We start from the raw sequence: 22,008 nt of genomic DNA on the forward strand, positions 1-22,008 counted from the left end.
AAGCCGCATGCACAACCGCAGCATGCGGCATCGCCACCCTCCGCCGGCTCTCGGCAAACACGGGCCTCTGGGGCGTGTCTGATCAATGAAATTGATCGTCACCAATCATCGGAGAAGGATCCTCCGACCTACTGCGGAGCCGAAGCGGCAGCCGCCGCCGGGCGCAACGCATGTCTCCAGCGGCAGCCCAGCCGCCGCCAGAGCCCCGACTCGGCGCCTCTTCAGCGGGCTTGGCCGCCATGGGGCAGCCAAGCCCGGCGCGGACACGCCTGCGCACCCGTGCGCCTCAAAGCGCCGCGAGTCGGGCAAGTTGTCGGCTCAGGGTGTCCACGCTCTGGAAGGTGGCACCGAGCAGGGTGACGTGTTTCCAGAAGAGGGTGCCGTCGGGGCCAATGAGGAACACCGCCCGCCGCAGTCCGATCCCAGGGGCGGTGATGCCGAAGGCGCGCGCTACAACCCGCTCCGTGTCGGCCAGCAGCGGCATCGCGAGCTGGTGCTTTCGAGCGAATGCCTCGTGGCTGTCCAGCGACTGCGGACTGATGGCCCACACGTCGGCACCACAGTCGGCGAACGCCTCAAGGCCGCTGGAGTACGAGCACAGCTGGCGGGTGCAGACCGGCGTGTCGTCACCCGGGTAAAAGGTGAGAACCAGGGGCCTCCCGCGCTCCGCGCACAGCCGGTACTCGCCACGCTCGAAAACATTTTGGCTCAAGATGCCACCGGGCAGTGCGAAATCCGGCACGAACCGACCCTGTTGCGGAATGGCCGCCACGGCGCCCTCCTCGTTGGATGCCTCGACACCATGTGCGGGGGGGGCAGGCCGCGATACGGCCCACCCCCACCTCACAGAAGTGCAACTAACCCTTCACTGAAGCTACTTCGGCATCAGAACCGTGTCGACGATGTAGACGGTGGCGTTGGCGGTCGGCACGTTGCCACAGACCACGTTCGCACTGTCATTCACCTTGTACTCGGTCCCGGAGCCGGTCGTGGTGACCTTGCCCTTCTCCAGGGTGTCGAACGAGCCGTTCTCCAGCTGCTTGGGCGCGAGCTTCTGACCGACCACGTGGTACGTGAGGATCTTGGTCAGCATCGCCTTGTCGTTGAGCACCTTGTCCAGATCGGCCTTCGGGATCTTCGCGAACGCGTCATTGGTCGGCGCGAACACGGTGATGTTCTGTGCGTTGTTGAGGGTGTCGACCAGACCGGCCTTCTTCACCGCGGTCACGAGCGTGGACAGGGCCGGGTTGTTGGACGCTGCGGTCGCCACGGGGTCCTTGGCCATCCCGTCGAACGAACCCGCGCCGTCCTTCGGCACCGAAGCACACGCGGACCCAAAAGGCTTGTCCGTCATGGCCGCGTCGCCGCCGGCGGACGACTGTGCGGCCGGCGGCGCAGCGGCCTCGGAGGACGAGGAAGAGCTGTCCTTCTTGCTGTCGGAGCCTCCGCAGGCGCTCAGCGCGAAGGGAAGAACGGCGGCAGCGGTGACGGCGATCGCGGCACGACGGAAACGCAGGGCATTCATGACTACTCCTGAAGTGAAAGGGTGAAATAGAGCGTGCTGGCCGTTAAGGGCCGGACACGCCAGGTGGAGGTGGGGAGTTGCGGTACGCAGAGGCCGCGGGTGGCGGCGCGTTCAGTCCACGGTGACCACCGCCGAGTGCCAGCCGCCCGCGCCGTCGGCAATGGTCCGGGCGCGCTGTTCGGGCTGTACCTGTCCGGTGCGGTCGGTGGCGCGGACCGTCAGCGTGTGGCCGCCGGAGGTTGCTTTCCGTGGCAGGGACCACTGGCGCCAGGTGTCCGTGGTGTCCTCGGCGGCCAAGTCGGCCCGCATCCAAGGACCGTCGTCGTCCACCCGCACCTCGACGCGGTCGACACCCCGGTGCTGTGCCGAGGCCGCTCCCGCGATCATCACCGTGCCGTCCACCGATCGGGCCACCAGCTGATCCGCCGGACCGCCGCGCGACGGCGGCTTCGCGCCGGCCTCTTTCAGCAGGTCGACGAGAGGGACACCGACCAAGCGGGCGTTGCCGACATAGGGGCCGCCCACGTCGTTGGACAGGGCGGCCGGCGGAAGGCGGACCCCTCTGCTCACCACGTTCATCACGGGTCCTATTCGGAGCCCGCGAGCAACGGGATTGGTCCCTCACCCCAACGAGTTCACATCCGCTGGGGGCTGACGAAGACCGGGCCCGTCGCATCGCTCCCACCGGGAATGCCACCCGCTGGAACAGGTAGCTGCACGCGTGCGATCGGAGTCGAGCGGAGCCGAGCCGGAACCGGTGGCTCACTGCCTCGGACACCGCGCCGACGGCGGATACGGATGGGATCCACCATCGGCGCGGGTCCGGATGTCACCTTCCCCAAGGCTGGCCCGTCATGGTCACCCCACGCGGGCCACGACTACTCGCTCGCTCAGTGCCCCTCACCGAAGCCGCCCCGGTGGTCCATGGGCCGGCCGTGCATGCCCATGTGACCGTGCATCTGGGAACCCCTGGTCATTGCGAGGCGCGCGAACTGGCCTGTCGTGCGCTGGATCTGCATCCCCGGCTCCGTATCGTCGCGCACGCCCTCGCACACGCCGAGCACGAGCTCGCAAGCGTCGGGTGGTGGTGCGGTGATGGAGCACGCCGGCCGTGTGTGTTCGCCCGTGTCGACGGGGGCGCGGGCTTGGGTGTCCTGATGTCCTGCGCGACGAAGCATGCAGAAGGCGCAGGCAGGGGTAGCTGGCACAGCTCCGCAGACGACTGACGGACATCGACACCCATCCGCCGGGTCCGCGGCTCCGAATCCCCTCAGAGGCCCGATTTCGATGCGCCCCGGACCCGGCGTTCGGCCCTTCCCGTCATTGACTCAAGCAGCCGCAGCCCGCCACGGCACGCGTTCCCGTCCCATCGGAATGCAGAGGTGGTGATCACCTGCACCCCGCTTCGCGACGAGTCATCGCACGTCTGAGCACCACCACGCAGTTGGAGGAGAGCACGATGACGAACACGAGGAAGACAACGGCCAGGGTCCTGGCCATGACGGCCCCGGTGGCGCTTCTCGCACTGCCACTGGCCTTCACCAGCTCGACGGCGAGCGCGCGGTCGAGCGACAGCACGACGTACATGGCGACGCTGAAGCCTCTCAACCATTCCGGCGGCTCGGGCATGCTGATGCTGCAACTGACCGGCTCCAAGGCCGTGGTCACCGAGGACGTCAAGGGGCTGGCAGGGACGTTCATGAAGGCGCCGTTCCCGCACGTACAGCACATCCACATCAACGGGATGGGCAAGTGCCCGGACGCCTCGGCGGACAAGAACGGTGACGGCGTCGTCAGCACCACCGAGGGCGGGCCGGCCTATGGCGCGATCGGCACCACGCTCGGCCTGACCGGCGACACCAGCCCGGCAGCCGGCACGGACATCAAGATCGCGCCGTCCGGTGCGGACTTCCACTACTCCCGCACCATCACCCTGGACGCGGCGACTCAAGCCTCGATCAAGGCCGGCAAGGCCGTCATCGTCGTCCACGGTCTCGATCCGACGACGCTGAGCGCCAAGGCCCAGGCCGAGCCCAGCGACCTCGTGCCGTCGCTGCCGCTGGCCGCGACCTCCCCGGCGCTGTGCGGGCCACTGGCCACCTCGCAGATGGCCATGGTTCCCAGTGGCAGCGTGAACACCGGCGGTGGCGGGACCTCGGGCATCCATGACTCCTGGCTGTTCGCGGCCGGCGGGGGCCTGACAGTCGCAGCCGGCGGCACCCTGGTCCTGCGTCGACGGACCAGCGCCGAGAAGTAGGCCGTCATGTCTTGGCCGACACGACTGTTCGGCAGTGGCCGCCGACGCCTGCTGGCGTCGGCGGCCGCCGTCCTGCTCCTGGCAGCGGGAGGGACCGTGTCCCTCGGGATATCCAGCCAGCACCACGCGCCCCAGCCGCCGGCTTCGGCCGCGCTGCCGACGGGCGTCCCCCCAACTTCCGCCCCGGACAAGGCATTTGGGGCCGGAGGTAACACGCCGAGTCCGACCGGCAGCCCGTCCGGCGTTCCGGCGGGGCCCACGGCCGCAACACCGGCGGCCCGGAACGCCCCGGCTGTGACTCCCACCGCGATCAGCATCCCGGCGATCGGTGTGCACCACAGGCTGCTGAGCCTCGGGCAGAACAAGGACGGCACCCTGGAAGTGCCGCCGATGTCCGACGTCTCCGCACCGGGCTGGTACCGGAACTCACCAGCCCCCGGCCAAGTGGGCCCGGCGGTCATCCTCGGCCACATCGACGGAACCACCGGAGCCAAAGGCGTGTTCTACGCGCTGGGCGCACTGCGCCCCGGCGACACCGTGAGCGTCACTCGCAGGGACAACAGCGTGGCCGTGTTCAGGATCGACGGCGTCAACACATACCCCAAGGACGCCTTCCCCACCCTGACCGTCTACGGCAACACCACCAACTCCCAGCTCCGTCTGATCACCTGCGGCGGCCGGTTCGACCACGCCACCCAGCATTACCTGGACAACACCGTCGCCTACGCCACCCTCACCGGAATCCACCCGGCCTGACCGCACACCGACCCGCACCCTCATCCCCATCCGTACGAGGAGGGACGATGAAGAACCAGAGGCAACCGAACAACGCAGCAGGACCTCCCAGTTGCCCACACCGTGATCGACGGAGGAGCCGCCTTCTCGCTCTGGCCAGTGCCGTGGCCTTCGCCGCTCTGGCGGGCGGGTGCGCCTCAGGGAACGGCGCCACCCACTCGGCGCCCGGTGCAGCCGCACCCACCAGCGCATCAGCGCCCACCGGACCATCAGCGTCCGCGGCGGGATCCGTGCCGCCGGGCATGCGCATGCCCGGCATGACGCAGGCCGCCGCGCCTTCGGCGTCGGCGCTGATGGTGTGCGGGCCTGAGATCCGCGAGGACGTGGTCAAGATCCTCGCGCCTCCTCACACGCCGACCACGACCACCACCTGGACCGATCACCTCTACACCTGCACCTACCACCTGCCCGGCGGCCACCTGGTCCTGTCGGTGAAGGAGTCCCCCAACACCGCCTCCGCCAACACCTACTTCCAATCGCTCCGCAAGCAGTTGGGCACCACCACCCAGCTGACCGCCGCCCAAGCCCTGGGCAACCCCGGCTATGAATCGGCGGGCGGCACGGTCGTCATCCTCAAGGACGGCAAGACCCTGCGCGTCGACGCCACCGGTATGCCGGCTACGTCCGGACCCCACCAGCTCTCCCGAGCCGACCTGGCCTATGAAATCGCCAGCGACATCCTCGGCTGCTGGAGCGAATAGCCAAGGAGCCCAACGGCCGGACGCAAGGCACCCGCTGTTGATGGCCGGACACTCCCCGGACCATCCACCGGCAGCGCTACGCTACGCAGCGCAGCGCAGCGCATCGAAGCGGTCCGGAGAACGTGCTGGACAAGGCCCTCCGCGCTGGATCGTGCCGGAAGGACAACCCCTTCCTGGGCGAAGGCAGCCTCGTCAGCCACGAGAGCCCCGATCCTGGCCCTGGCGGGTCAGTGTTGTTCTGCGGAACGGAGCCGGCGCAGAGCGCGGCCGATCTCGTGCTGCATGACATCGGGGAGCTCCTCGCCTTCCGGGCCGGCCACCAAAGCTGCGGCCACCGCTCGCAGGCTGACGTCGCAGTGCCGGGCCACGTCCACCAGCAGGGCGCGGGCTCGCTGCCCAGTGCAGGGCACCAGGACGGTCACCATGCCGAGTGCCCGCTCGATCACCATGCGGGTCGCGGCAGCACGCCGTACCTTCTCGCTCTGCGCACGAAGTGATGCCAGTTGGCGGTCGAAGCCGGCCTCTGGGCCCGACGTCTCGATCGTCATTGACCACCATTCATGATGCTCTTCGTGCGTCGTGCCCGTTCGGTACATGAGATCCACCTCGCCGTGAGATCCGTTGCTGCGGGAGAGCTGACGCTGACGCCCCTGATCACCGTGGTCCTGTGGGGTCCTGTGTGGTCCTGTGTCTCGACGGGCGACATTACTGAGCGCTCATGGCTCCCGCACTGACAGGGACACAGAGGCACTTCACTTCGGAGAGGGCCTCTGGCCACTGGAGACACGGTGGCTCGCGTCTACATCTGGAGCAGCTGTTCGGTGATCTCCCGGTACGCCTGCAGGGCGACGCGCAGGTCCTCCGTTTCGGCCTGGGTGTCCGGGCTCTGCCAGTTCGCGCGGAGGGCGCGTTGGCGTTCCCCGAGTGCGCCGTTCAGACGGCTGACGACCTCGTCGAAGGTGCCGTCGGCCTCCTCCACGGCGTGGCGCGGGCTGTCGATGAAGTTGTTGACGGCCTGGCGGAGTCGGACGGAGAGCTTGTCCCGTTCACCGGCCGGAAGCAGCTGCTGCTCGAAGCCCGCGGTGCGGGGCTGGCCGTCGGAGCCGGTGAACGGTGCACGCGGGTCCGTGGCGGGACCGGGTTCCGGAGCTTGCGGAGTGTGCCGCCCGGGAGGCTCCGGGCGGGGGGCCGCAGGCTGCCGTGCGCGTTCGGCGTCGTACATCATCAGGTGGTGCTTCCCTTCGTATGGTGCCCACCGGGGGCCTGGTGTTCCGGGTCGCGCCCGTCGTGGTGGTGCGAGCGGTGCCGGCCCGAGGGGGCGGCTTGCTCAGTGGTCAGTGCGGTGACGAGGCCGCGGGCCTGCACCATGGCCTCGCGCATCTCTTCGGTGCTGCCGTGGCCATGGGCCGTGGTGTGCAGGTCGCGGTAGCCGCGGACGTGATCGCTGTGGTGGACGGAGAGCGCGGCCATCTGATTCTCGAACGGGTCGCCCGGCGGGAAGCCCCGGTCCTCGGCCAGCCGTGACAGCAGCATGTCGGCCTCGGCGACGGCCTTGTCCGGCGATTCGACGAACCGGTCCTGGATACGGGCCCATTGGGCGCAGTACCCCTCGCGCGCCTCGGGTGACAGTGTCCGTTCCTCGAGGGAGCCGTGCCGCCGCACCCGCTCGCCGAGCTCCGCTTCGGCCGCCTTGGTGTCGCCGTTGTGCCGCTGGACGACATGGCCGTACTCGGGGCCGAAGCGCTTCTTCAGCCCCCGTCCACCGCGTTGCCCGAAACCGATGACGAGGACGGCCGCCACGATCACGACGACCATTGCCACCATCACGAGCACGAACATCAACATGACACGCCTCTCAGCTGCGTGGACGGGAGCGGTCCGAACGGACCAGCCGGAGGCAGGACACCGGGTGCCGGCCGGTCGGCCACCCGGCACCCGGTCCTGGTCCCGGCGGGGAGGCCGGGGCCGGCTCACATCATTTGGGGCGGGCGCGGGCGGCCGTAGTAACTGCCCACTTCCTGGTGGTAGTCCGGGTTGCCGAGGTGCTTCTCCTTGTTGAACTCGGGAGCACCCTTGATCTGCTCCTTGCTGCGGTCGACATAGATCTTCTTCTCCTCGCGGTCGACGCGCACCACGACCCCGGCCGGCAGGAGGACCTCCTTGCCGAAGATCCAGGCTCCGGTGTCGACGACGATGTACGCGGCGCCGACGTCCTCGGAGTGCTTGTCGACCTTGCCGATGCTCCCGTCACTCGCCTCGACCTTGTATCCGGTCAGGTCCATGCCTGTTTGGTGGGCGGCCATCGGCCGGTAGCCCCACACGTTCTCGTTCACGGAAGTACTCCTTCTCATCGAGGGTGAGCGGGGAGGGAGAGGTGTCCGGTTTCCCTCGGCCGCGAGGAAGTTCGCTGTGCGAGCCTGTTCAGCGCCGGAAGGCGCCCTTGGTCATCTCGCCGGCTTGCTCGAGGTCACCACCAGCCTGTTCACGACGGCCTGTGCGCTTGAGGTGCCCGCTGCCGGCGGCACGGCCGGTGCCTTCCTTGAGCCGGCCGCGGAAGGACTGGGCACTGTTCCTGAGTCTGTCGCGAAGCCCATGACGGTTCCCCTTCCCGTTCGGTGAGGCTCCGGGAGGAGCCTCCCGGCACGGCCGGCCCTCCCCCAGAGGGGGCGGACGGGCGGTGGTCACAGGTCGCTTCCGGCGGATCGGCGCGAGCCCGTACGGCCGTGCGTGAAAAGGCCGATGACCCATGGGGCCAGCGGTGCTGCGGCCGCGTACGACACGGGGTACAGGGTGAAGCCGAACCCGAACAGCGCCAGGACCGGCACGATCGGCAGGACCGGCACGATCGGAAGGATCCAGAGAGACATGGCCGAACCTCCGGTTCGCAGGAGTGCACTCTGCGTTCCGCGGGGTCCCGGCGAAGCGAGTGGCGGGGGGTCGCGTCCCGGAACTCCCGGTGCGTCATGGCCCATCGCCCACCCGCCAGTCAACGGCCGTGTGCACTCCTTGTCAATGCCTACCTATGGCTTGGTCGCGCCGGGGAACTGGCGCCAGGGGACGGGCTGTTGCGCGGCCGAGGGCAGCGCCCGGCCGCGCTTGCGGCTGGAATGAGCCAGTGTCCCGCCTCTCTGGCAGCATGCAGCGAGCCAGCACGGTTGAGTGCCGATCGACGGAAGTGGGCGGACGAGAATGAGCAGTCATGACGCAGCGAGGCGGCACCATCCCGTCGTCGTCGCACACCGGGCCGGCCGGGCCGGCAACGTCCAGTTGCGTATCGCCGACGCGATCACCAAGTTCGCCGGCTCCATGACGTTCGTCTACCTGCACGCGGTCGGCTTCGCACTCTGGATGTTGTTCGTGGAGACCAACCCGTGGCCGACGCTGACGCTCGTCGTGTCCCTCGAAGCGATCTTCCTGTCGACGTTCGTCATGATCGGCCAGAACCGGCAGGCGGAATTCCAGCAGGCCAAGGCCGACCACGACTTCGTCGAACAGGAGCTGGAACTCAAGACCAACACCGAGCTGACCCGGGCCATCCACACGATGACCGCAGAACTGCACCGCCGCCTTCTCGCCACCCCCGAGGAGCACTAGCACCGGCGCGGCACACAGTGGTTCGTGGACGGGTTGGAGGCGGCCAAGTTCCTCCCCCCAAGACCGATGCGGGCTGCACGAGGGGAAGTTCCCCGACGATCAGCCGAGCGATCGCCCGAACCAGAGCCCACCGGCCGACGGACACGTGGCGAGCGCGGGCCGCGCCGAGGCGGCGGAACCGGACTTCCCGGGCGCCGCACGGTGGCCGAAGGCGCGGCTGTCTCCGGGGCGACGCCAGACCTGCGACGGGAGTTCGTCCATCGTGCCAAGACGCGCCGTTGCGACTACCTCCTCACCCGCTGGGGTTGGGGCAGGACATGGTGTCGCAACCTTCAACAGTGCCTTCCGCTGAGGCGGGATGATGCCTGCGGCCCGCGAGATGCACGGCAGTTCCCCCGCACCGGCTACGACATCCTGCTGGCAGCCCGGGAGGCCGCCGGCACCGGCCCGGCCGACCACCAGGTCATCGGCCTCGACTTCGGCACCGAGTCACGGCGGGCCTTACGAGGGCGTCGTCACAGGTCCTTGGCCGCATGAGGACGGGTGCCGCTGCTCCGGGGACGTAGTGTTTGACGCCCCGAACTCCGACCGGCAAGTGGATTGACACGTACCTCCAATCCGAGATCGGTGGACGTGATGTCCCTGCGTGCACCTTGGAGCCGCGGACGGACTGAGCAGGGAGGCGCCCCTGGTCCGAAAGGCGGCCCTGGCATGATGCCGGGGCCGAGGCCGAGGAATCTCTGCCGGCCCCGGCACCAGCCGCGCGTGTCCACCCGGTCAGGTGTTCTTCCAGGTGATCCGTCCGCTGATGGAAACGGAGCCGGCAAGGTCCTCAGGGAGCGTCGCCGTGATTTCGCCTTGCGCTTTCTCGCCGGCCGCCAGGGTCTCCCACCGGCTCGTGACGGTGCTCTCGGTGATGGCGGAGGGACCACTGACGTGTGTAATCGGAAGCGCCGGGGACAGCTTGTGCGTCAAGACGACCTTGGAGGCCTTCTCGGGCAGGTTGTTGACCACCTGCCAGCGCCAGCTCACCGAGTCCCCTTCCTCGGAGATGTCCGGTGCCTCATACGTGAACTCCACGGCCATGACGATGCCTTCCTTCCTCAACGGTGGGCGCGATCCGCGCTGGAAACCCGATCATGCTCAGCCCGATGCTCTCCATGGAGGGTTTCGTCCGGTCCTTCATCCCTTAGGGCAGCGGGCTGGCCGGACTGTGACGCCACAGTGACCGGTAGTCGCCCTGCGGGCTCGGTGAACCGAGGACCCGACACCAGAGTGCGACGCGGGAAGGGCTTCGAGGTTCCGGCGATGATCGAGGCGTCGACAATGCCGCCGCCTCCCGGCCGGCGCTGTCCGACCCAACGGACACACACCTCGATCGGGTTGTCGAATGTCCACACATCACAGACTCGGCAGCACACTCGGCCAAAAGGTCACGTCCAGGACGGCAGATACCCTCCCGCGCCCCGGAATCGGGAGGGTTCCACACGATGTCGACCGGCCGCCTCCAAAGTTGACTCCTCCGCCGCCCATCGGCCGGACCGATCCCGCACAAGCCTTGATCAGCGCACCCGGCCCCGCGGCTTCAAGGGCACTCCCGGCAGTTCCGGTGCCGGGATCGGGGGGCCGTCGTAACCCTTCACCTCTCCGAACCTCGAACCCGTCATCCACTCCGAACGGGCCTGCTGGATCTCCTCGTTGGAGCGGGCGACGAAGTTCCACCACATGAGGATCTCCTCCTCGAACGGCTCGCCGCCGAGCAGCATCACGGCGGCGTCGGAGTCGGCGCGTACGGGGAGTTCGGTGCGGCCGCAGCCGAGGTAGAGCATGGAGCCGGGGAGTACCGGCACGTCGTCCACGTGGGCCTCGCCCGACATCGCGAGGACCGCGTATTCGAAGTCGGGGTTCAGCGGGAGCCGCGTGTCGGCGCCCGCCGCGAGGGCGAGGTCGGCGCCGACGATCGGGGTGTAGGTCGAGCCGGGTGAGAGCGCGCCGTCGAGTTCACCCAGGATGACCGTGGCGTCGACGCCGGGCGCGGTGACGTGGGGCAGGTCCGCGTGGTGCTGGAAGTGCGGCTCGACGGCGCGATGGGCGTCGGGCAGGGCGACCCACAGCTGGGCCCCGTGCAGGAACCGGCTGTGCGACCTGGGGGTCTCCTCGGAGTGGCTGATGGCGCGGCCCGAGGTCATCAGGCCGAGTTCTCTGGGACGTACGGTCTGGAGGCTGCCCAGGCTGTCGCGGTGCAGCACCTCTCCCTGGTGCAGCCAGCTGACGGTCTGCAGGCCCATGTGCGGGTGCGGAGCCACCTGCATGCCCGCTTCGTCGGCGATGTCGTCCGGGCCGTAGTGATCGACGAAGGCCCAGGCGCCGACCATCCGGCGGCCGAGGTTCGGCAGCAGCCGCCGCACTTCGGTGGAATCTCCGAGCCGCACGGTGCGGGGCGAGAGGAGTTCGCGCACCGGTTCTGCCACGACGAAGCCGCGTCCGCCACAGACGGACAGCGTGGGCCGGCGATCGAGGTTGCTCATGCGGTCAACCTATTCCCTCACGGGTGTTCGGCACTCCGACCCTCCCCGACGACCTCACAACTCCATCGTCTACAGTCGCGTAGACATTCACCGGGCGCCGACCGCCGTCCGGTTCGAATCATTGAACCAACCGCGCCTGAAACAAGGGCAGTTGACGGCTGGACGCGGTGCGACGGGAGGACGGGAACGACCATGGGACAGCCCATCAATGAGGCGATGACGAGGCCGGCGGAAGAGGGCCGCCGGCATCGGGCCACCTCCCCGGACGGCTCCGCCCTGAGCAAGGTGCCCGAGATCACGGCCCTGTTCTGGATCGTCAAGGTGCTCACCACCGGCATGGGCGAAACCGCGTCGGACTATCTGGGCCGCACCCTCGGCCCGGTCCCCGCCGGAGCCCTCGGGTTCGCGGGACTGACCCTCGCACTGGCGGCACAGCTGCGCGGCGACCGGTACCGGCCCTGGACGTACTGGTCGGCGATCGTCATGGTCAGCGTGTTCGGCACCATGGCGGCCGACGTGATCCACGTGATCGCGGGCGTCCCGTACGCACTCTCCACCGCGGCCTTCACCGTGGCGCTGGCCGGGGTGCTCACCGCCTGGTACCTGAGCGAGGGAACGCTGTCGATCCACAGCATCCGCACCCGCCGCCGAGAGGTCTTCTACTGGGCCACCGTGCTCGCGACCTTCGCGCTGGGCACGGCGGTCGGCGACCTCACGGCGGGGACGCTGCACCTCGGCTACCTCACGTCGGGCATCCTCTTCGCCGCGCTGATCGCCGTACCCGCCCTGTCCGGCCGCTACCTCGGGCTCGACGCGGTGGCCGCGTTCTGGTGGGCGTACGTCCTGACCAGACCGCTGGGCGCGTCCTTCGCCGACTGGATGGGGGTTCCCGCCGACAGGGCGGGCCTGGGCTGGGGCACGGGCCCGGTCACCCTGGCCCTGATCGTCCCGATCGCCGCCCTGGTCGCCCACCTGGCGAAGCGGCACAGGGCCGGCCTGCGCTGAGCGGCCCGCACCACCGCCGGTTCGGTAGTGGAATGTTCAACAACATGTTCGCGTTGTGCGGGGTGCGGGCCCCAGCCCCGGGGCCACGGAACAGGACGCACCCATGAGCAGCCCACACCGTCACGTCACCGACAGCTACTACGAGTTCGGCACGGCCGCCGACCGCTGGGGCCGGGCCCTGATGTTCTTCGACGCGAAGGAGTACGTCACGGCCGCCGACATCCTTGCGGGCCTGGTCGCCGAGACACCCGAGCAGGTCGCACCGCGGCTGCTGCTGGCTCGCGCCTACTACCACTCGGCCCGGCTCCGGAAGGCCGAGGCGGAGCTGAGGGCGGTACTCGAACGCGATCCCGTAGAGCAGTACGCCGCCCTCATGCTCGGCCGCACGCTCGAACGCCAGGGCCGTCCCGCCGAAGCCGCCCCGCACCTGCGGATGGCGGCGGCCATGGCGGGACAATTCCCCCCGCCCGACTCCACCCGCGGCGCGAGCTCGGGTCCTGGCTAGACCTCGGGCGCGGGGTCGGGCGCGGGGTCGGGGTCGGGTTCCGGCGCAGGTTCCGGCGCGGGCCCGACCGGCCCGGCCTCCGCCCGGGGCTCCGGCCCCGGCCCCGGCCCCGCGCACCCGCACCCGCACCCGCACCCGCACCCGCAGGAGCCTGTAGCACTGGGCGCCCCCATCGACCAGGGGCGGTTGCCAGACGGCACTTTCCAGCCAACTCGACTGCGCGCAGTGACAGTTGCGTCACGCTGTGCCACATTGCTGCTCATGAACAATCCCGCCCCTTTCTGCACCGTCGTACCTCCCCACGTCCTCGACCGGCTCGCCCAGCACGAGGACCCCGCGGTGTACCGGCCCGCGCGCCGCACCCTGGAGCACGACGCCCAGCTGCGTACCCAGCGCCGGATCACCACGGTCCGCGCCACCGCCGCCCCCACCGGCACCCCGTCCGACAAGCCCGTGCGCACGATCTACGACGCCGGGCACCAGGAAACGCTGCCGGGCACCGAGGTGCACGCCGAGAGCGACCAGCCCTCGTCCGACGCCACCGTCAACCGCGCGCACGCCGGGCTCGGTGCCACGTTCGAGTTGTATCTGAAGGCGTACGGGCGCCACTCCATCGACGACTCCGGGCTGCCGCTGCTCGCGTCCGTGCACTACGGCGAGGGCTATGAAAACGCCTTCTGGAACGGCGAGCAGATGGTGTTCGGCGACGGGGACGGAGAGCTCTTCCTCGACTTCACGCTGCCGGTCGACGTCATCGGCCACGAACTGACCCACGGGGTCACGCAGTACACCGCCAATCTGGACTACTTCGGCCAGTCGGGCGCGCTCAACGAGTCCGTCTCCGATGTGTTCGGCTCACTCATCAAGCAGTACGCCCTCGGCCAGAGCACCGACCAGGCGGACTGGCTCATCGGCGCCGGGCTGCTCGGGCCCCGCATCCACGGCGAGGCGCTGCGCTCGATGAAGGCCCCCGGCACGGCGTACGACGATCCTCAGCTCGGCAAGGACCCGCAGCCGGCGGTCATGGACGACTACGTACGCACGAGCCGCGACAACGGCGGGGTGCACATCAACTCGGGCATCCCCAACCACGCCTTCTACCTGGCGGCCACCGCGCTCGGCGGCAACGCCTGGGAGCGAGCCGGGCGGATCTGGTACGCCACGCTCACCGGTGGCGAGCTGGGCACGGACGCCCAGTTCGCCGACTTCGCCCGGCTGACCGCGCAGACCGCGCGCGGTCTCTACGGCGACGGCGACGAGATCCAGGCGGTGCTCAAGGCCTGGTCCCAGGTCGGCGTGCCGGTGACGTAGCACTCAGTGACCCGTCCGGCCCCGCCCCCCACCCACCGGTCACTTGGCATAGACGGCGACGAAGTCCCTGGTGGCCTGGTTGTAGTAGCGCTCCGGCGGGTTCTCGAAGTCGAGGATGTTGGTGGGCTCGGGGCTGGCCGGGTTCTTCGCGCCGTCGTAGCTCATGAAGGAGGGCCAGGCGCGGTTCATGTCCAGCGGCATCGCGCGCACGGCGCCCGCCTGCCGCATGACCTCGGCCAGCGTGCGCGCGGTGAGGGCCTGGCCGACGACCATGACGACGTCGCCCTGGGCGGTCACCCCGACGCCCGAGCGTTCCACGAACATCCGGCTCTGGTCGGTGGCGCCCCACTTGGAGTCGACGTCGATGTCCGGAACGACCTGGCCGTTGTCGACCATGAGCTCCAGGCACTGGCGCACGCCGATCACGTCACGCGTCATCCGCACGTCACGCCCCCATTGACCGATCTTGATCGAGCCGTCCTTGTAGAAGACCTCCGACGCCGCGCCGTCGCGCAGCTCACCGGCCGTCTCGCCGTGCAGGTAGAAGCCGCCGCGCGAGCCGCCGTCGGTGACCTTGAAGCCTCCGTTCCAGGTGGCGAGCAGCCCGGTGCGGCTGCCCTCCGGGATGGTGGGCGGCACGTCGAAGGAGCCGCCGGGCTCCCGCACGCCGGGGTGCAGTTCGAAGCGCGCCTTCTTGCCGCTGATCCAGGCGATGGCGGCCTGATACGAGGTGTGGTCGCCGTCGGGGCGTACGTACGTGCCCTGCACCACGGGCTCGCCGTGCGCGACGCTCAAAGCGCGCCACACGCCCTCGCCGGGCAGCCCCGGGGCGACCAGGGGTCGCATCGGGGCGCGCAGGGGCACGCCGCGATGGCTGATCGGGACGGCCGGGGCGGTCGCCTTCATGCGGGCCAGGGCCGCGCTGGGCAGGCTTCCGCCGACCTGGGGCGGGTCGAGTTCGTACTGGAGGTTCTCCAGCTTGTCGACGACCGGTCCGAGCTCGTGTTCGCGGGCCCAGCCGGCGAGCCGGGCCGCCGTGCTGTCGTCGCCGGGATAGGTCAGCGCCTCCCCCACCGAGTAGCCGACCGTGCCGACGCACAGCAGGCACACCGCGAGAGCTCCGCGCGTGGCCAGCCTGCGTCGTTTGAGCTGATGCGGCGTCAACCGGCCGCGGGGCTTCCAGGGGACCAGGCGCCGTCGGCCGGAAGCCCCCTCACCGGCGGCGACTCCCGGTTCCGGACCGCTCCCGTCCTGCCGAACGCCGCCGTCCACCGACCGTCCCGCCCTGTCCGCCATGTCGCCCTCTCTCGGCCTTGCGGAGACCTCGCGGCCCCGTCGCGCGGAGGCGTTCCCCTCCGCGGGCGGCGGCCGGGGTAGTACCGGCCCGCCATACCGATTGACAACATAAGCGCGCTTATCCGACATCTCGACCGGTGTGGAGCGACCGGATGACCCGCCCCGCGCGTCGCCGACCCGCGCCGCTCCGGGCGAAGTGACGGATGCTCACCTCTGCCGCCCCTCGCCCGGAGCCGCGGCGCACCCGCCTCGGGTCACCGCGCCGAGAAGGCCGCCTCCGCCCGCGGCAGACGCACGGGACGAGGCGCTCCCGCTTCCCGGACGACGCCAACTACCCCTCGGCTGTGACGAGTTCGAGCTCCGGCCGGTCCCACATCACGGCCGGCGGACGGGCCCGTACGGTGCCGGTCCGCTGGGCTCCCACTCCGAGGTAGAAGCCCTCGGCCGGCGGATGCGCGACGATCCGCACCCGGTCGAGACCCGCGGCGCGCGCCTCCCTCAGCAGGTGTGCGACCAGGAGGCGGCCGACCCCGCGGCCCTGGGCTGCGTCCGCGACGAACATCAGGTCCAGTTCGGGCGGGTTCAGGATCAGCGCGTAGAAGCCGAGCACCCGGTCGTCCGGGCCGACCGCCACGAAGACCCGATGGGTCTCGATGTAGTCCGGGCCGACCCGGTACCCGGCGATCATCGGCGCGTACGGACCCTCGTAGGCGCCGGAGGTGCGCACGAGGCGGGTCAGCCGCTTGGCGTCGCGCGCGACGGCCCGCCGGACCCGCACCCCGGCGTGCGCCCCGTCGCCCGGATCCGTAACACGTGAAGTCATGGCGAGAGTATTACTCATGCGTGGACGCCGCGACGAGCGCGTCCGCGGCCGGCGTCCGGTAGTAGAGGACCGAGCGCCCCGAGCGGCGCCGCCCCACCAGCCCCGCGTCGCGCAGGACCTTCAGATGGCGGCCGACCGAGCCGAGCCCCTGGCCGGTCAGGGCCACCAGATGGGTGGTGCTCTTCGGGGCGCCCAGCAGGACGAGAACGCCCGCGCGGGCCGGTCCGAGCAGCACGCCGAGGGCCTCGGGAGCCCGCGACCGGCCGGCTTCGGCGAGCGTGCCGGTGCACGTGTACACGACGGCGTAGTGTCCCCGGTCGTCCCAGGTGACCCAGCGGTGCCGCGGCGTGACCGGCAGGAACAGCAGCTGGGCCGCCGAGATGTCCTGTGGCGCGTGGTCGTACGCATGGATCTGGAGCCGGCTCTCGCCGAGCCAGCGCATACCGGGCCGCATGTCGCCGAGCGCCGCGGCCCAGCCGCCCCGGCCCACCTGCTCGGTGCGCGCGATGATGTCGGCCTCCATGACGCGGCGCCGGCGTGCCCAGTCCGGCCGCACCGCACGCTCCCACAGCCAGTCGAGCAGGTCTGCCGTGCGGTCCTGGAGGTCGGGGCGGAGCAGCGCGGAGGGCAGTGGGCCGCCGATCGTCTCGGCCAGGTCGGCATGGACGGTGGCCGTCGGGGTGGCGCGGATCTCCGCCAGCTCCGCGGGGAATGACCGCTCACCGTCGCCCGTGGGCGTCGGAACCAGATAGTCCGCGGTCCAGCGGGCGGTGCGCACGGCCGCCATGAGCCGGGCGGTGACCGGGTCCGCCGCCAACCGCGCCCGGAACGCGGGCAGATGGGCGTCGAGCCAGGCCCGTTCGCCCGGGTGGGCCGCGGACGGCGCGAGCAGCGCGAAGAGGCTCGCGGTGGTCTCGGCGAGCGGCGACACGACGAAGCGGCTGCCCGCCAGCGTGTCCGCGCCGACCTGCCACCACCCCATGGTTTCGCCTCCCCGCGAAACAGTAACGTCCGCGCGGAGCGGCCATCGAGACTCCCGGCATGCCGACCTACCAAGAGCTGCGGCGCACACCGGAGTTCACGCCCCTCGTCCTCGTCTGCGCCCTCCAGGCCGCCGCGACGACGGTGAGCGGGCTCGCGCTCGCCACGCTCGTCTACGCGGCCACCGCCTCGCCGCTCCTGGCCGCGCTCAGCATGTTCGGCGGCTCGTTCGCCCAGGTGGCCGGGGCGGCCGCGCTGATGTCGGCGGCCGACAGGCTCGCGCCGCGTGCCGCGACGGCCGCGCTCGCGCTGGGCTTCGCGGTGAGCACCGCCCTGCTCGCCGCGCCGGGCCTGCCGCTCGTCGCCGTCTTCGCCGTCCTGCTCTGCCAGGGTCTTGCCGCCTCGGTCGGCGGCGGGGTGCGCTTCGGACTGCTCGGCGAGATCCTGCCCCGGGAACACCGGCTACTGGGCCGCTCGGTGCTCAACATGAGCGCCGGCGGCGTGCAGATCTGCGGGTTCGCCGTCGGCGCCGCCCTGCTCGGCGTGCTGACCCCGCGCGGCACCCTGCTGGCGGGCGCGTTTCTGTACGCGGCGGCCGCGGCGGCCGCACTGCGCGGGCTCGGCCGCCGGGCGCCGCGGGCCACGGGACGCCTCTCGGCGGGTGCGACCTGGCGCGTCAACTCCCTTCTATGGGCGTCACGTTCGCGACGTCTGCTCTATCTGGGACTGTGGGTTCCCAACGGCCTGATCGTCGGGTGCGAGTCGCTCTTCGTGCCGTACGCGCCAGGCCACGCGGGGCAGCTCTTCGCCGCCTCGGCCGTCGGCATGCTGGCCGGAGACACCGTCGCCGGGCGCCTCCTCGGCGCGCGCCTGCGGCGCCGGCTTCCCGTGCCGCTCCTGCTGCTGCTCGCGGCCCCCTACCCTCTGCTCGCTTCGCGCCCGCCCCTGCCGGCCGCCGTCGCCGCACTGGCGGTGGGCTCCTTCGGGTACGCGGCGAGCCTGCTCCAGCAGGAACAGCTCATGGCACTGGTTCCCGACGGCCTGATGGGCCAGGCACTCGGACTGCACTCCTCGGGCATGCTCGCCTGCCAGGGCCTGGGCGCCGCGCTGGCCGGCGCGGTCGCGCAGCGCGTCCCGGCCGGGACGGCGATGGCGGTCATCGCGGCGGCTTCGGTCGCCGTCACGCTCGCTCTTGCGGCGGGATCAGGACGAATTCGAGGGCCCCGCCGCCGCGTTGAGCGCCGCCGCCGCGCACCGCAACGGGTGTCCGAGGGGTGAGGGGGCGTGGCCGATACCGCGTGGTGATGTCGGGACAGGACGGTCACGGGGTAGATAAGGATCATGACCGACCATATTGTCTCGCCCGCTCTGTACGTCTTAATGATCGTCCTGGTCATGAAGGTCATGGACGGTCTGCCCCAGCGCAGGTTCAGTTGGCGCGAGCCACCGAGGGTCGCGATCGGCCTCTGGCTGATCGTGGCGATCCCCTCGCTGCTCCAGTTCGCGTTCCCGGCGATCTACGACGTCCTGCACCGCGACTCGGACCAGATCATCGACCACGGCCAGTGGTGGCGGGCGTACACCTCGTTCATGGTGCAGGACGGCGGGGTCGGCGGAACCGCGTTCAACCTCTTCGTCCTCGCCCTCATCGGCTTCGCCGCCGAACGGGTGTGGGGTACGCGCATGATGCTGGCGTTCGTCCCGGCGCTCATGATCGTGTTCAGCGTCGACACGTTTCTCGTGCACGGGCCGCCCGGGGGCGGGAACTCCGGCCTGACCTTCCGCCTCGCCACCAGCATCGCCGGTCTCGCCCTGCTCACCCGCCCGCGGCGACGCCACTATCTGCTGGCCGCCGCGATCGTCGTCGACGGCGCGGTCCTGCTGCTGATCGGCGACGGTCACGGCGAGCCGATGATCACCGGCATCGTCGCGGGCCTCGTCGCCGCCCTCGTCCAGCGTCACTGGCCCCGCGTGTGGCGGCCGGTCGCCCAGGACCCGGCGGCGGTGGAACCGCGCTCGCCCGAGCCCGGCCGGCCCCCCGAGGCGGAGGGCGACCTGGAGCGCGGCTGACTCCATGGGCCGTACGTGGGAACGGAGTTGACTGAGAGCGCACTCCAGCTCGTAGCGTCGCCACCATGACTTCTTCGCAGCAGCACACCCCCCAGCGGCGGACCGGCTCGGGATTCGGGGCCCTGAGCACCACGTCCGACGTACTCGCGGGGATCGACCTGACCGGGAAGCTCGCCGTCGTCACGGGCGGCTATTCGGGCATCGGCCTGGAGACGACGCGGGCACTGGCGGGCGCCGGCGCCCGTGTCGTGGTGCCCTCCAGGCGGCTCGACGTGGCCGAAGCGGCCGTGGCGGATCTGCCCGGCGTGGAGGTCGAGGCCCTCGACCTGTCCGACCTCGACAGCGTCGGCGCCTTCGCCGGCCGGTTCCTCGCCGCCGGCCGCGGCATCGACGTCCTGGTCAACAGCGCCGGCGTCATGGCCTGCCCCGAGACGCGGGTGGGGCCGGGCTGGGAATCCCAGTTCGCGACCAATCACCTCGGCCACTTCGCACTCGTCAACCGGCTGTGGCCCGCCCTGACGGCGGACGGCGGCGCCCGGGTCGTCGCGGTCTCCTCCCGCGGACACCAGCTCAGCGCGATCCGCTGGGACGACCCGCACTTCCGCCTCGGCTACGACAAGTGGCAGGCGTACGGCCAGGCGAAGACCGCCAACGCGCTGTTCGCCCTGCACCTGGACGTCCTGGGCCGCGACGTGGGGGTGCGGGCGTTCTCGCTGCACCCCGGGGAGATCAACACCGCCCTCGTGCGCCACGTCTCAGACGAGGAACGGATCGCGGCGGGCTGGGTGGACGCGGACGGCAACTGGTCGCTCGACTTCAAGACCCCGCAGCAGGGCGCCGCCACCCAGGTGTGGGCGGCGACCTCCCCGCGCCTGGCGGGCCTGGGCGGCGTGTACTGCGAGGACTGCGACATCGCGGAGCCCGCCGCACCCCCGGCGCCGAGCGGCGCCGCCGACGGCGAGCTCGACCACTCCGTCCTCACCAGCGGTGTCAGCCCGCACGCGAGCGACCCCGCGCAGGCCGCCCGGCTGTGGACGCTGTCGGCCGGGCTCACCGGGGTCGACGCGTTCGCGGTGTAGCCGGGCACCCGCGCGCCGACGCGGATCCGGTAGGTCCCGGCCCTCGTACGCCTCAGCCCCGGTAGGTCTCCAGGAGGCGCAGCCACACCTCGCTGATCGTCGGGTACGAGGGAACGGCGTGCCACAGACGGTCCAGGGGAACCTCGCCCGCCACGGCGACCGTCGCCGAGTGGATGAGCTCTCCCACGCCGGCCCCGACGAAGGTCACGCCGAGCAGGACGCGCCGGTCCTCGTCGACGACCATGCGGGCCATGCCCTTGTAGCCGTCGGCGTACAGGCCCGCGCCGGCGACGCCGCTCATGTCGTAGTCGACGGCCCGCACCCGGCGGCCCGTGGCGTGCGCCTCGGCGAGGGTGAGGCCGGCCGATGCGGCCTCCGGGTCGGTGAAGACGACCTGGGGGACGGCGGCGTGGTCCGCGGTCGCGGCGTGGGCACCCCACGGGTCGCTCTCCAGGACCGGGGTCCCCGCGGCGCGGGCGGCGATGGCCGCGCCGGAGATCCGTGCCTGGTACTTGCCCTGGTGGGTCAGGAGCGCGCGGTGGTTGACGTCGCCCACCGCGTACAGCCAGTCGCTGCCCTCGACGCGGCAGGAGTCGTCGACGTTCAGCCAGGAACCGGGGTCGAGCCCGATGGTGTCCAGGCCGATGTCGTCCGTCCGGGGCGCGCGGCCGGTGGCGAAGAGGATCTCGTCGGCCTCCAGGCGCTCGTCGCCCTCGGGGCCGCGCACCGACACCACGACGGCGCCGGTCGCCGCATTGCGCACGACGTCCGTGACGGAGGTGTGGGTACGCAGCTCGGCTCCGGCCTCGCGCAGGGCGTCGGCGACCAGCTCGCCGGCGAACGGCTCCATCCTCTCCAGCACGCCGCCGCCGCGCACCAGGACGGTGACGTGGGCGCCGAGCGCCTGCCAGGCGGTGGCCATCTCGACGGCCACCACTCCCCCGCCGACCACCACGAGACGACCGGGCACCCGCTGGGCGCTGGTGGCCTCGCGGCTGGTCCAGGGCCGCACGTCGGCCAGGCCCGGCAGGTCGGGCAGCCGGGCGCGGCTTCCGGTGCACACGGCCACGGCGTGGCGGGCGGTGAGGACGTGGTGCTCGCCCTCGGGGCTGGTGACGCTGACCTTGCGGGTGCCGTACAGGCGTCCGTGGCCGCGGTAGAGGTGGACACCGATGCCGTCGAGCCACTCGACCTGGCCGTCGTCCTTCCAGTGGGAGGTGTACTCGTCCCGGTGGGCGAGGACGGCCTCGGCATCCAGCGGGCCCTGCACCGACTGGCGAAGGCCGGGCACCCTGCGCGCCTCGGCGCGGGCGACGACCGGGCGCAGCAGTGCCTTGCTCGGCATGCAGGCCCAGTACGAGCACTCGCCGCCGACGAGCTCGCTCTCCACCACCGCACAGCTCAGGCCCGCCGCCCGCACCCGGTCCGCCACGTTCTCGCCGACCGGGCCCGCGCCCAGGACCACCACGTCGTATTCCTCTGCTTCCGTCATGGGCCCAGTCTGGTGCGCGGTGTACTCCGTGGCCACAGGGGCACCC

General features: G+C 70.8%; 24 protein-coding genes and 1 pseudogene. 10 read left to right on the top strand and 15 right to left on the bottom strand.

All coding sequences use genetic code 11. The annotated features are described in order from the left end of the window. Nucleotides 1-286 precede the first annotated feature (286 nt). The 4 genes and pseudogenes from OG432_RS02375 to OG432_RS02390 form a co-directional block, all read right to left on the bottom strand. Nucleotides 287-772 (bottom strand): peroxiredoxin, encoded by a 486-nt coding sequence (locus OG432_RS02375; protein ID WP_328307191.1) that lies wholly within the window; start codon nucleotides 770-772, stop codon nucleotides 287-289. 102 nt (nucleotides 773-874) lie between these two features. Then, a complete protein-coding gene (locus OG432_RS02380) occupies nucleotides 875-1,525 on the bottom strand; it encodes a fasciclin domain-containing protein (RefSeq protein WP_328307193.1) in 651 nt (216 codons plus the stop codon). Between the two features lie 111 nt (nucleotides 1,526-1,636). Beyond that, nucleotides 1,637-2,098: pseudogene (locus OG432_RS02385) on the bottom strand (Ig-like domain-containing protein); the annotation flags it as partial. Between the two features lie 816 nt (nucleotides 2,099-2,914). Beyond that, nucleotides 2,915-3,112 (bottom strand): hypothetical protein, encoded by a 198-nt coding sequence (locus tag OG432_RS02390; protein WP_328307195.1) that lies wholly within the window; start codon nucleotides 3,110-3,112, stop codon nucleotides 2,915-2,917. Between OG432_RS02390 and OG432_RS02395 the strand changes: the two genes are divergently transcribed. The 3 genes from OG432_RS02395 to OG432_RS02405 all read left to right on the top strand — a co-directional run bounded on the left by OG432_RS02395 (nucleotide 3,111) and on the right by OG432_RS02405 (nucleotide 5,278). After that, nucleotides 3,111-3,782, top strand: a complete 672-nt coding sequence (locus OG432_RS02395; RefSeq protein ID WP_328307197.1) for a hypothetical protein — start codon at nucleotides 3,111-3,113, stop codon at nucleotides 3,780-3,782. The two genes, OG432_RS02390 and OG432_RS02395, sit on opposite strands and share 2 nt — an antisense overlap. Before the next feature lie 6 nt (nucleotides 3,783-3,788). Next, nucleotides 3,789-4,538 carry a class F sortase gene (locus OG432_RS02400; protein WP_328307199.1) on the top strand — a complete coding sequence of 250 codons (750 nt, stop codon included), beginning with the start codon at nucleotides 3,789-3,791 and terminating at the stop codon, nucleotides 4,536-4,538. A gap of 281 nt (nucleotides 4,539-4,819) precedes the next feature. Further along, the gene (locus OG432_RS02405) at nucleotides 4,820-5,278 is read left to right on the top strand and encodes a hypothetical protein (protein WP_328307201.1); all 459 of its coding nucleotides are present in this window, start codon (nucleotides 4,820-4,822) and stop codon (nucleotides 5,276-5,278) included. Between the two features lie 227 nt (nucleotides 5,279-5,505). Here OG432_RS02405 and OG432_RS02410 read toward each other — a convergent pair whose 3' ends face one another. From OG432_RS02410 to OG432_RS02430, 5 genes are all read right to left on the bottom strand, one after another. Next, nucleotides 5,506-5,826, bottom strand: a complete 321-nt coding sequence (locus OG432_RS02410) for an ANTAR domain-containing protein (RefSeq protein ID WP_328307203.1) — start codon at nucleotides 5,824-5,826, stop codon at nucleotides 5,506-5,508. A 251-nt stretch (nucleotides 5,827-6,077) separates the two neighbouring features. Further along, complete coding sequence (locus tag OG432_RS02415; RefSeq protein ID WP_328307205.1) at nucleotides 6,078-6,503, bottom strand: hypothetical protein; 426 nt, start codon at nucleotides 6,501-6,503, stop codon at nucleotides 6,078-6,080. Beyond that, nucleotides 6,503-7,123, bottom strand: coding sequence for a hypothetical protein (locus OG432_RS02420; protein WP_328307207.1), 621 nt, complete (start codon nucleotides 7,121-7,123; stop codon nucleotides 6,503-6,505). The genes OG432_RS02415 and OG432_RS02420 overlap by 1 nt, the downstream gene beginning before the upstream one ends. Before the next feature lie 125 nt (nucleotides 7,124-7,248). Further along, nucleotides 7,249-7,611, bottom strand: a complete 363-nt coding sequence (locus tag OG432_RS02425) for a PRC-barrel domain-containing protein (protein WP_328307209.1) — start codon at nucleotides 7,609-7,611, stop codon at nucleotides 7,249-7,251. A gap of 348 nt (nucleotides 7,612-7,959) precedes the next feature. Next, a complete protein-coding gene (locus OG432_RS02430; RefSeq protein WP_328307210.1) occupies nucleotides 7,960-8,145 on the bottom strand; it encodes a hypothetical protein in 186 nt (61 codons plus the stop codon). 322 nt (nucleotides 8,146-8,467) lie between these two features. On the opposite strand from OG432_RS02430, the gene OG432_RS02435 reads away from it, so the two are divergent. Beyond that, nucleotides 8,468-8,872 (top strand): DUF1003 domain-containing protein, encoded by a 405-nt coding sequence (locus OG432_RS02435; RefSeq protein ID WP_328307211.1) that lies wholly within the window; start codon nucleotides 8,468-8,470, stop codon nucleotides 8,870-8,872. Nucleotides 8,873-9,649: 777 nt separating this feature from the next. On the opposite strand, the gene OG432_RS02440 is transcribed toward OG432_RS02435, so the two are convergent. Beyond that, nucleotides 9,650-9,958 (bottom strand): hypothetical protein, encoded by a 309-nt coding sequence (locus OG432_RS02440; RefSeq protein ID WP_328307212.1) that lies wholly within the window; start codon nucleotides 9,956-9,958, stop codon nucleotides 9,650-9,652. A gap of 476 nt (nucleotides 9,959-10,434) precedes the next feature. Next, on the bottom strand, nucleotides 10,435-11,400 hold the full coding sequence (locus tag OG432_RS02445) for a pirin family protein (protein ID WP_328307214.1): 966 nt from the start codon (nucleotides 11,398-11,400) through the stop codon (nucleotides 10,435-10,437). A 192-nt stretch (nucleotides 11,401-11,592) separates the two neighbouring features. On the opposite strand from OG432_RS02445, the gene OG432_RS02450 reads away from it, so the two are divergent. The 3 genes from OG432_RS02450 to OG432_RS02460 all read left to right on the top strand — a co-directional run bounded on the left by OG432_RS02450 (nucleotide 11,593) and on the right by OG432_RS02460 (nucleotide 14,221). Then, a complete protein-coding gene (locus OG432_RS02450; protein WP_328307216.1) occupies nucleotides 11,593-12,405 on the top strand; it encodes a COG4705 family protein in 813 nt (270 codons plus the stop codon). Nucleotides 12,406-12,508: 103 nt separating this feature from the next. Continuing rightward, nucleotides 12,509-12,910 carry a tetratricopeptide repeat protein gene (locus OG432_RS02455; RefSeq protein WP_328307218.1) on the top strand — a complete coding sequence of 134 codons (402 nt, stop codon included), beginning with the start codon at nucleotides 12,509-12,511 and terminating at the stop codon, nucleotides 12,908-12,910. Nucleotides 12,911-13,171: 261 nt separating this feature from the next. Then, entirely contained in the window at nucleotides 13,172-14,221 is a 1,050-nt protein-coding gene (locus tag OG432_RS02460) for a M4 family metallopeptidase (protein ID WP_328307220.1), read from the top strand. A gap of 39 nt (nucleotides 14,222-14,260) precedes the next feature. On the opposite strand, the gene OG432_RS02465 is transcribed toward OG432_RS02460, so the two are convergent. From OG432_RS02465 to OG432_RS02475, 3 genes are all read right to left on the bottom strand, one after another. After that, nucleotides 14,261-15,517, bottom strand: coding sequence for a phosphodiester glycosidase family protein (locus OG432_RS02465; RefSeq protein ID WP_328307222.1), 1,257 nt, complete (start codon nucleotides 15,515-15,517; stop codon nucleotides 14,261-14,263). A 331-nt stretch (nucleotides 15,518-15,848) separates the two neighbouring features. Continuing rightward, the gene (locus OG432_RS02470) at nucleotides 15,849-16,340 is read right to left on the bottom strand and encodes a GNAT family N-acetyltransferase (RefSeq protein WP_328307224.1); all 492 of its coding nucleotides are present in this window, start codon (nucleotides 16,338-16,340) and stop codon (nucleotides 15,849-15,851) included. Between the two features lie 10 nt (nucleotides 16,341-16,350). Next, on the bottom strand, nucleotides 16,351-17,322 hold the full coding sequence (locus OG432_RS02475) for an ArsR/SmtB family transcription factor (protein WP_328307227.1): 972 nt from the start codon (nucleotides 17,320-17,322) through the stop codon (nucleotides 16,351-16,353). Between the two features lie 59 nt (nucleotides 17,323-17,381). Here OG432_RS02475 and OG432_RS02480 point away from each other — a divergent pair, with 59 nt between their 5' ends. The 3 genes from OG432_RS02480 to OG432_RS02490 all read left to right on the top strand — a co-directional run bounded on the left by OG432_RS02480 (nucleotide 17,382) and on the right by OG432_RS02490 (nucleotide 20,470). Continuing rightward, complete coding sequence (locus OG432_RS02480) at nucleotides 17,382-18,599, top strand: MFS transporter (protein ID WP_328307229.1); 1,218 nt, start codon at nucleotides 17,382-17,384, stop codon at nucleotides 18,597-18,599. A gap of 63 nt (nucleotides 18,600-18,662) precedes the next feature. Further along, nucleotides 18,663-19,391, top strand: coding sequence for a rhomboid family intramembrane serine protease (locus OG432_RS02485; RefSeq protein ID WP_328307231.1), 729 nt, complete (start codon nucleotides 18,663-18,665; stop codon nucleotides 19,389-19,391). A 65-nt stretch (nucleotides 19,392-19,456) separates the two neighbouring features. Next, complete coding sequence (locus OG432_RS02490) at nucleotides 19,457-20,470, top strand: SDR family NAD(P)-dependent oxidoreductase (protein ID WP_328307233.1); 1,014 nt, start codon at nucleotides 19,457-19,459, stop codon at nucleotides 20,468-20,470. Nucleotides 20,471-20,522: 52 nt separating this feature from the next. On the opposite strand, the gene OG432_RS02495 is transcribed toward OG432_RS02490, so the two are convergent. Further along, nucleotides 20,523-21,962: a dihydrolipoyl dehydrogenase family protein gene (locus OG432_RS02495; protein ID WP_328307235.1), complete on the bottom strand. Its 1,440-nt coding sequence runs from the start codon at nucleotides 21,960-21,962 to the stop codon at nucleotides 20,523-20,525. Nucleotides 21,963-22,008 lie beyond the last annotated feature (46 nt).

Origin of the sequence: Streptomyces sp. NBC_00442, assembly GCF_036014195.1 — a bacterium.
GTDB lineage: Bacteria > Actinomycetota > Actinomycetes > Streptomycetales > Streptomycetaceae > Streptomyces.

Bases quoted from the DNA above. Each gene is read 5' to 3' on its own strand.
- OG432_RS02440 (WP_328307212.1), bottom strand. From the start codon at position 9,958: ATGGCCGTGGAGTTCACGTATGAGGCACCGGACATCTCCGAGGAAGGG.
- OG432_RS02475 (WP_328307227.1), bottom strand. From the start codon at position 17,322: ATGGGGTGGTGGCAGGTCGGCGCGGACACGCTGGCGGGCAGCCGCTTC.
- OG432_RS02390 (WP_328307195.1), bottom strand. From the start codon at position 3,112: ATGTACGTCGTGCTGTCGCTCGACCGCGCGCTCGCCGTCGAGCTGGTG.
- OG432_RS02495 (WP_328307235.1), bottom strand. From the start codon at position 21,962: ATGACGGAAGCAGAGGAATACGACGTGGTGGTCCTGGGCGCGGGCCCG.
- OG432_RS02410 (WP_328307203.1), bottom strand. From the start codon at position 5,826: ATGACGATCGAGACGTCGGGCCCAGAGGCCGGCTTCGACCGCCAACTG.
- OG432_RS02485 (WP_328307231.1), top strand. From the start codon at position 18,663: ATGACCGACCATATTGTCTCGCCCGCTCTGTACGTCTTAATGATCGTC.
- OG432_RS02455 (WP_328307218.1), top strand. From the start codon at position 12,509: ATGAGCAGCCCACACCGTCACGTCACCGACAGCTACTACGAGTTCGGC.
- OG432_RS02430 (WP_328307210.1), bottom strand. From the start codon at position 8,145: ATGTCTCTCTGGATCCTTCCGATCGTGCCGGTCCTGCCGATCGTGCCG.
- OG432_RS02490 (WP_328307233.1), top strand. From the start codon at position 19,457: ATGACTTCTTCGCAGCAGCACACCCCCCAGCGGCGGACCGGCTCGGGA.
- OG432_RS02405 (WP_328307201.1), top strand. From the start codon at position 4,820: ATGCGCATGCCCGGCATGACGCAGGCCGCCGCGCCTTCGGCGTCGGCG.
- OG432_RS02480 (WP_328307229.1), top strand. From the start codon at position 17,382: ATGCCGACCTACCAAGAGCTGCGGCGCACACCGGAGTTCACGCCCCTC.
- OG432_RS02400 (WP_328307199.1), top strand. From the start codon at position 3,789: ATGTCTTGGCCGACACGACTGTTCGGCAGTGGCCGCCGACGCCTGCTG.
- OG432_RS02445 (WP_328307214.1), bottom strand. From the start codon at position 11,400: ATGAGCAACCTCGATCGCCGGCCCACGCTGTCCGTCTGTGGCGGACGC.
- OG432_RS02415 (WP_328307205.1), bottom strand. From the start codon at position 6,503: ATGATGTACGACGCCGAACGCGCACGGCAGCCTGCGGCCCCCCGCCCG.
- OG432_RS02465 (WP_328307222.1), bottom strand. From the start codon at position 15,517: ATGGCGGACAGGGCGGGACGGTCGGTGGACGGCGGCGTTCGGCAGGAC.
- OG432_RS02420 (WP_328307207.1), bottom strand. From the start codon at position 7,123: ATGTTGATGTTCGTGCTCGTGATGGTGGCAATGGTCGTCGTGATCGTG.
- OG432_RS02460 (WP_328307220.1), top strand. From the start codon at position 13,172: ATGAACAATCCCGCCCCTTTCTGCACCGTCGTACCTCCCCACGTCCTC.
- OG432_RS02450 (WP_328307216.1), top strand. From the start codon at position 11,593: ATGGGACAGCCCATCAATGAGGCGATGACGAGGCCGGCGGAAGAGGGC.
- OG432_RS02470 (WP_328307224.1), bottom strand. From the start codon at position 16,340: ATGACTTCACGTGTTACGGATCCGGGCGACGGGGCGCACGCCGGGGTG.
- OG432_RS02395 (WP_328307197.1), top strand. From the start codon at position 3,111: ATGGCGACGCTGAAGCCTCTCAACCATTCCGGCGGCTCGGGCATGCTG.
- OG432_RS02435 (WP_328307211.1), top strand. From the start codon at position 8,468: ATGAGCAGTCATGACGCAGCGAGGCGGCACCATCCCGTCGTCGTCGCA.
- OG432_RS02380 (WP_328307193.1), bottom strand. From the start codon at position 1,525: ATGAATGCCCTGCGTTTCCGTCGTGCCGCGATCGCCGTCACCGCTGCC.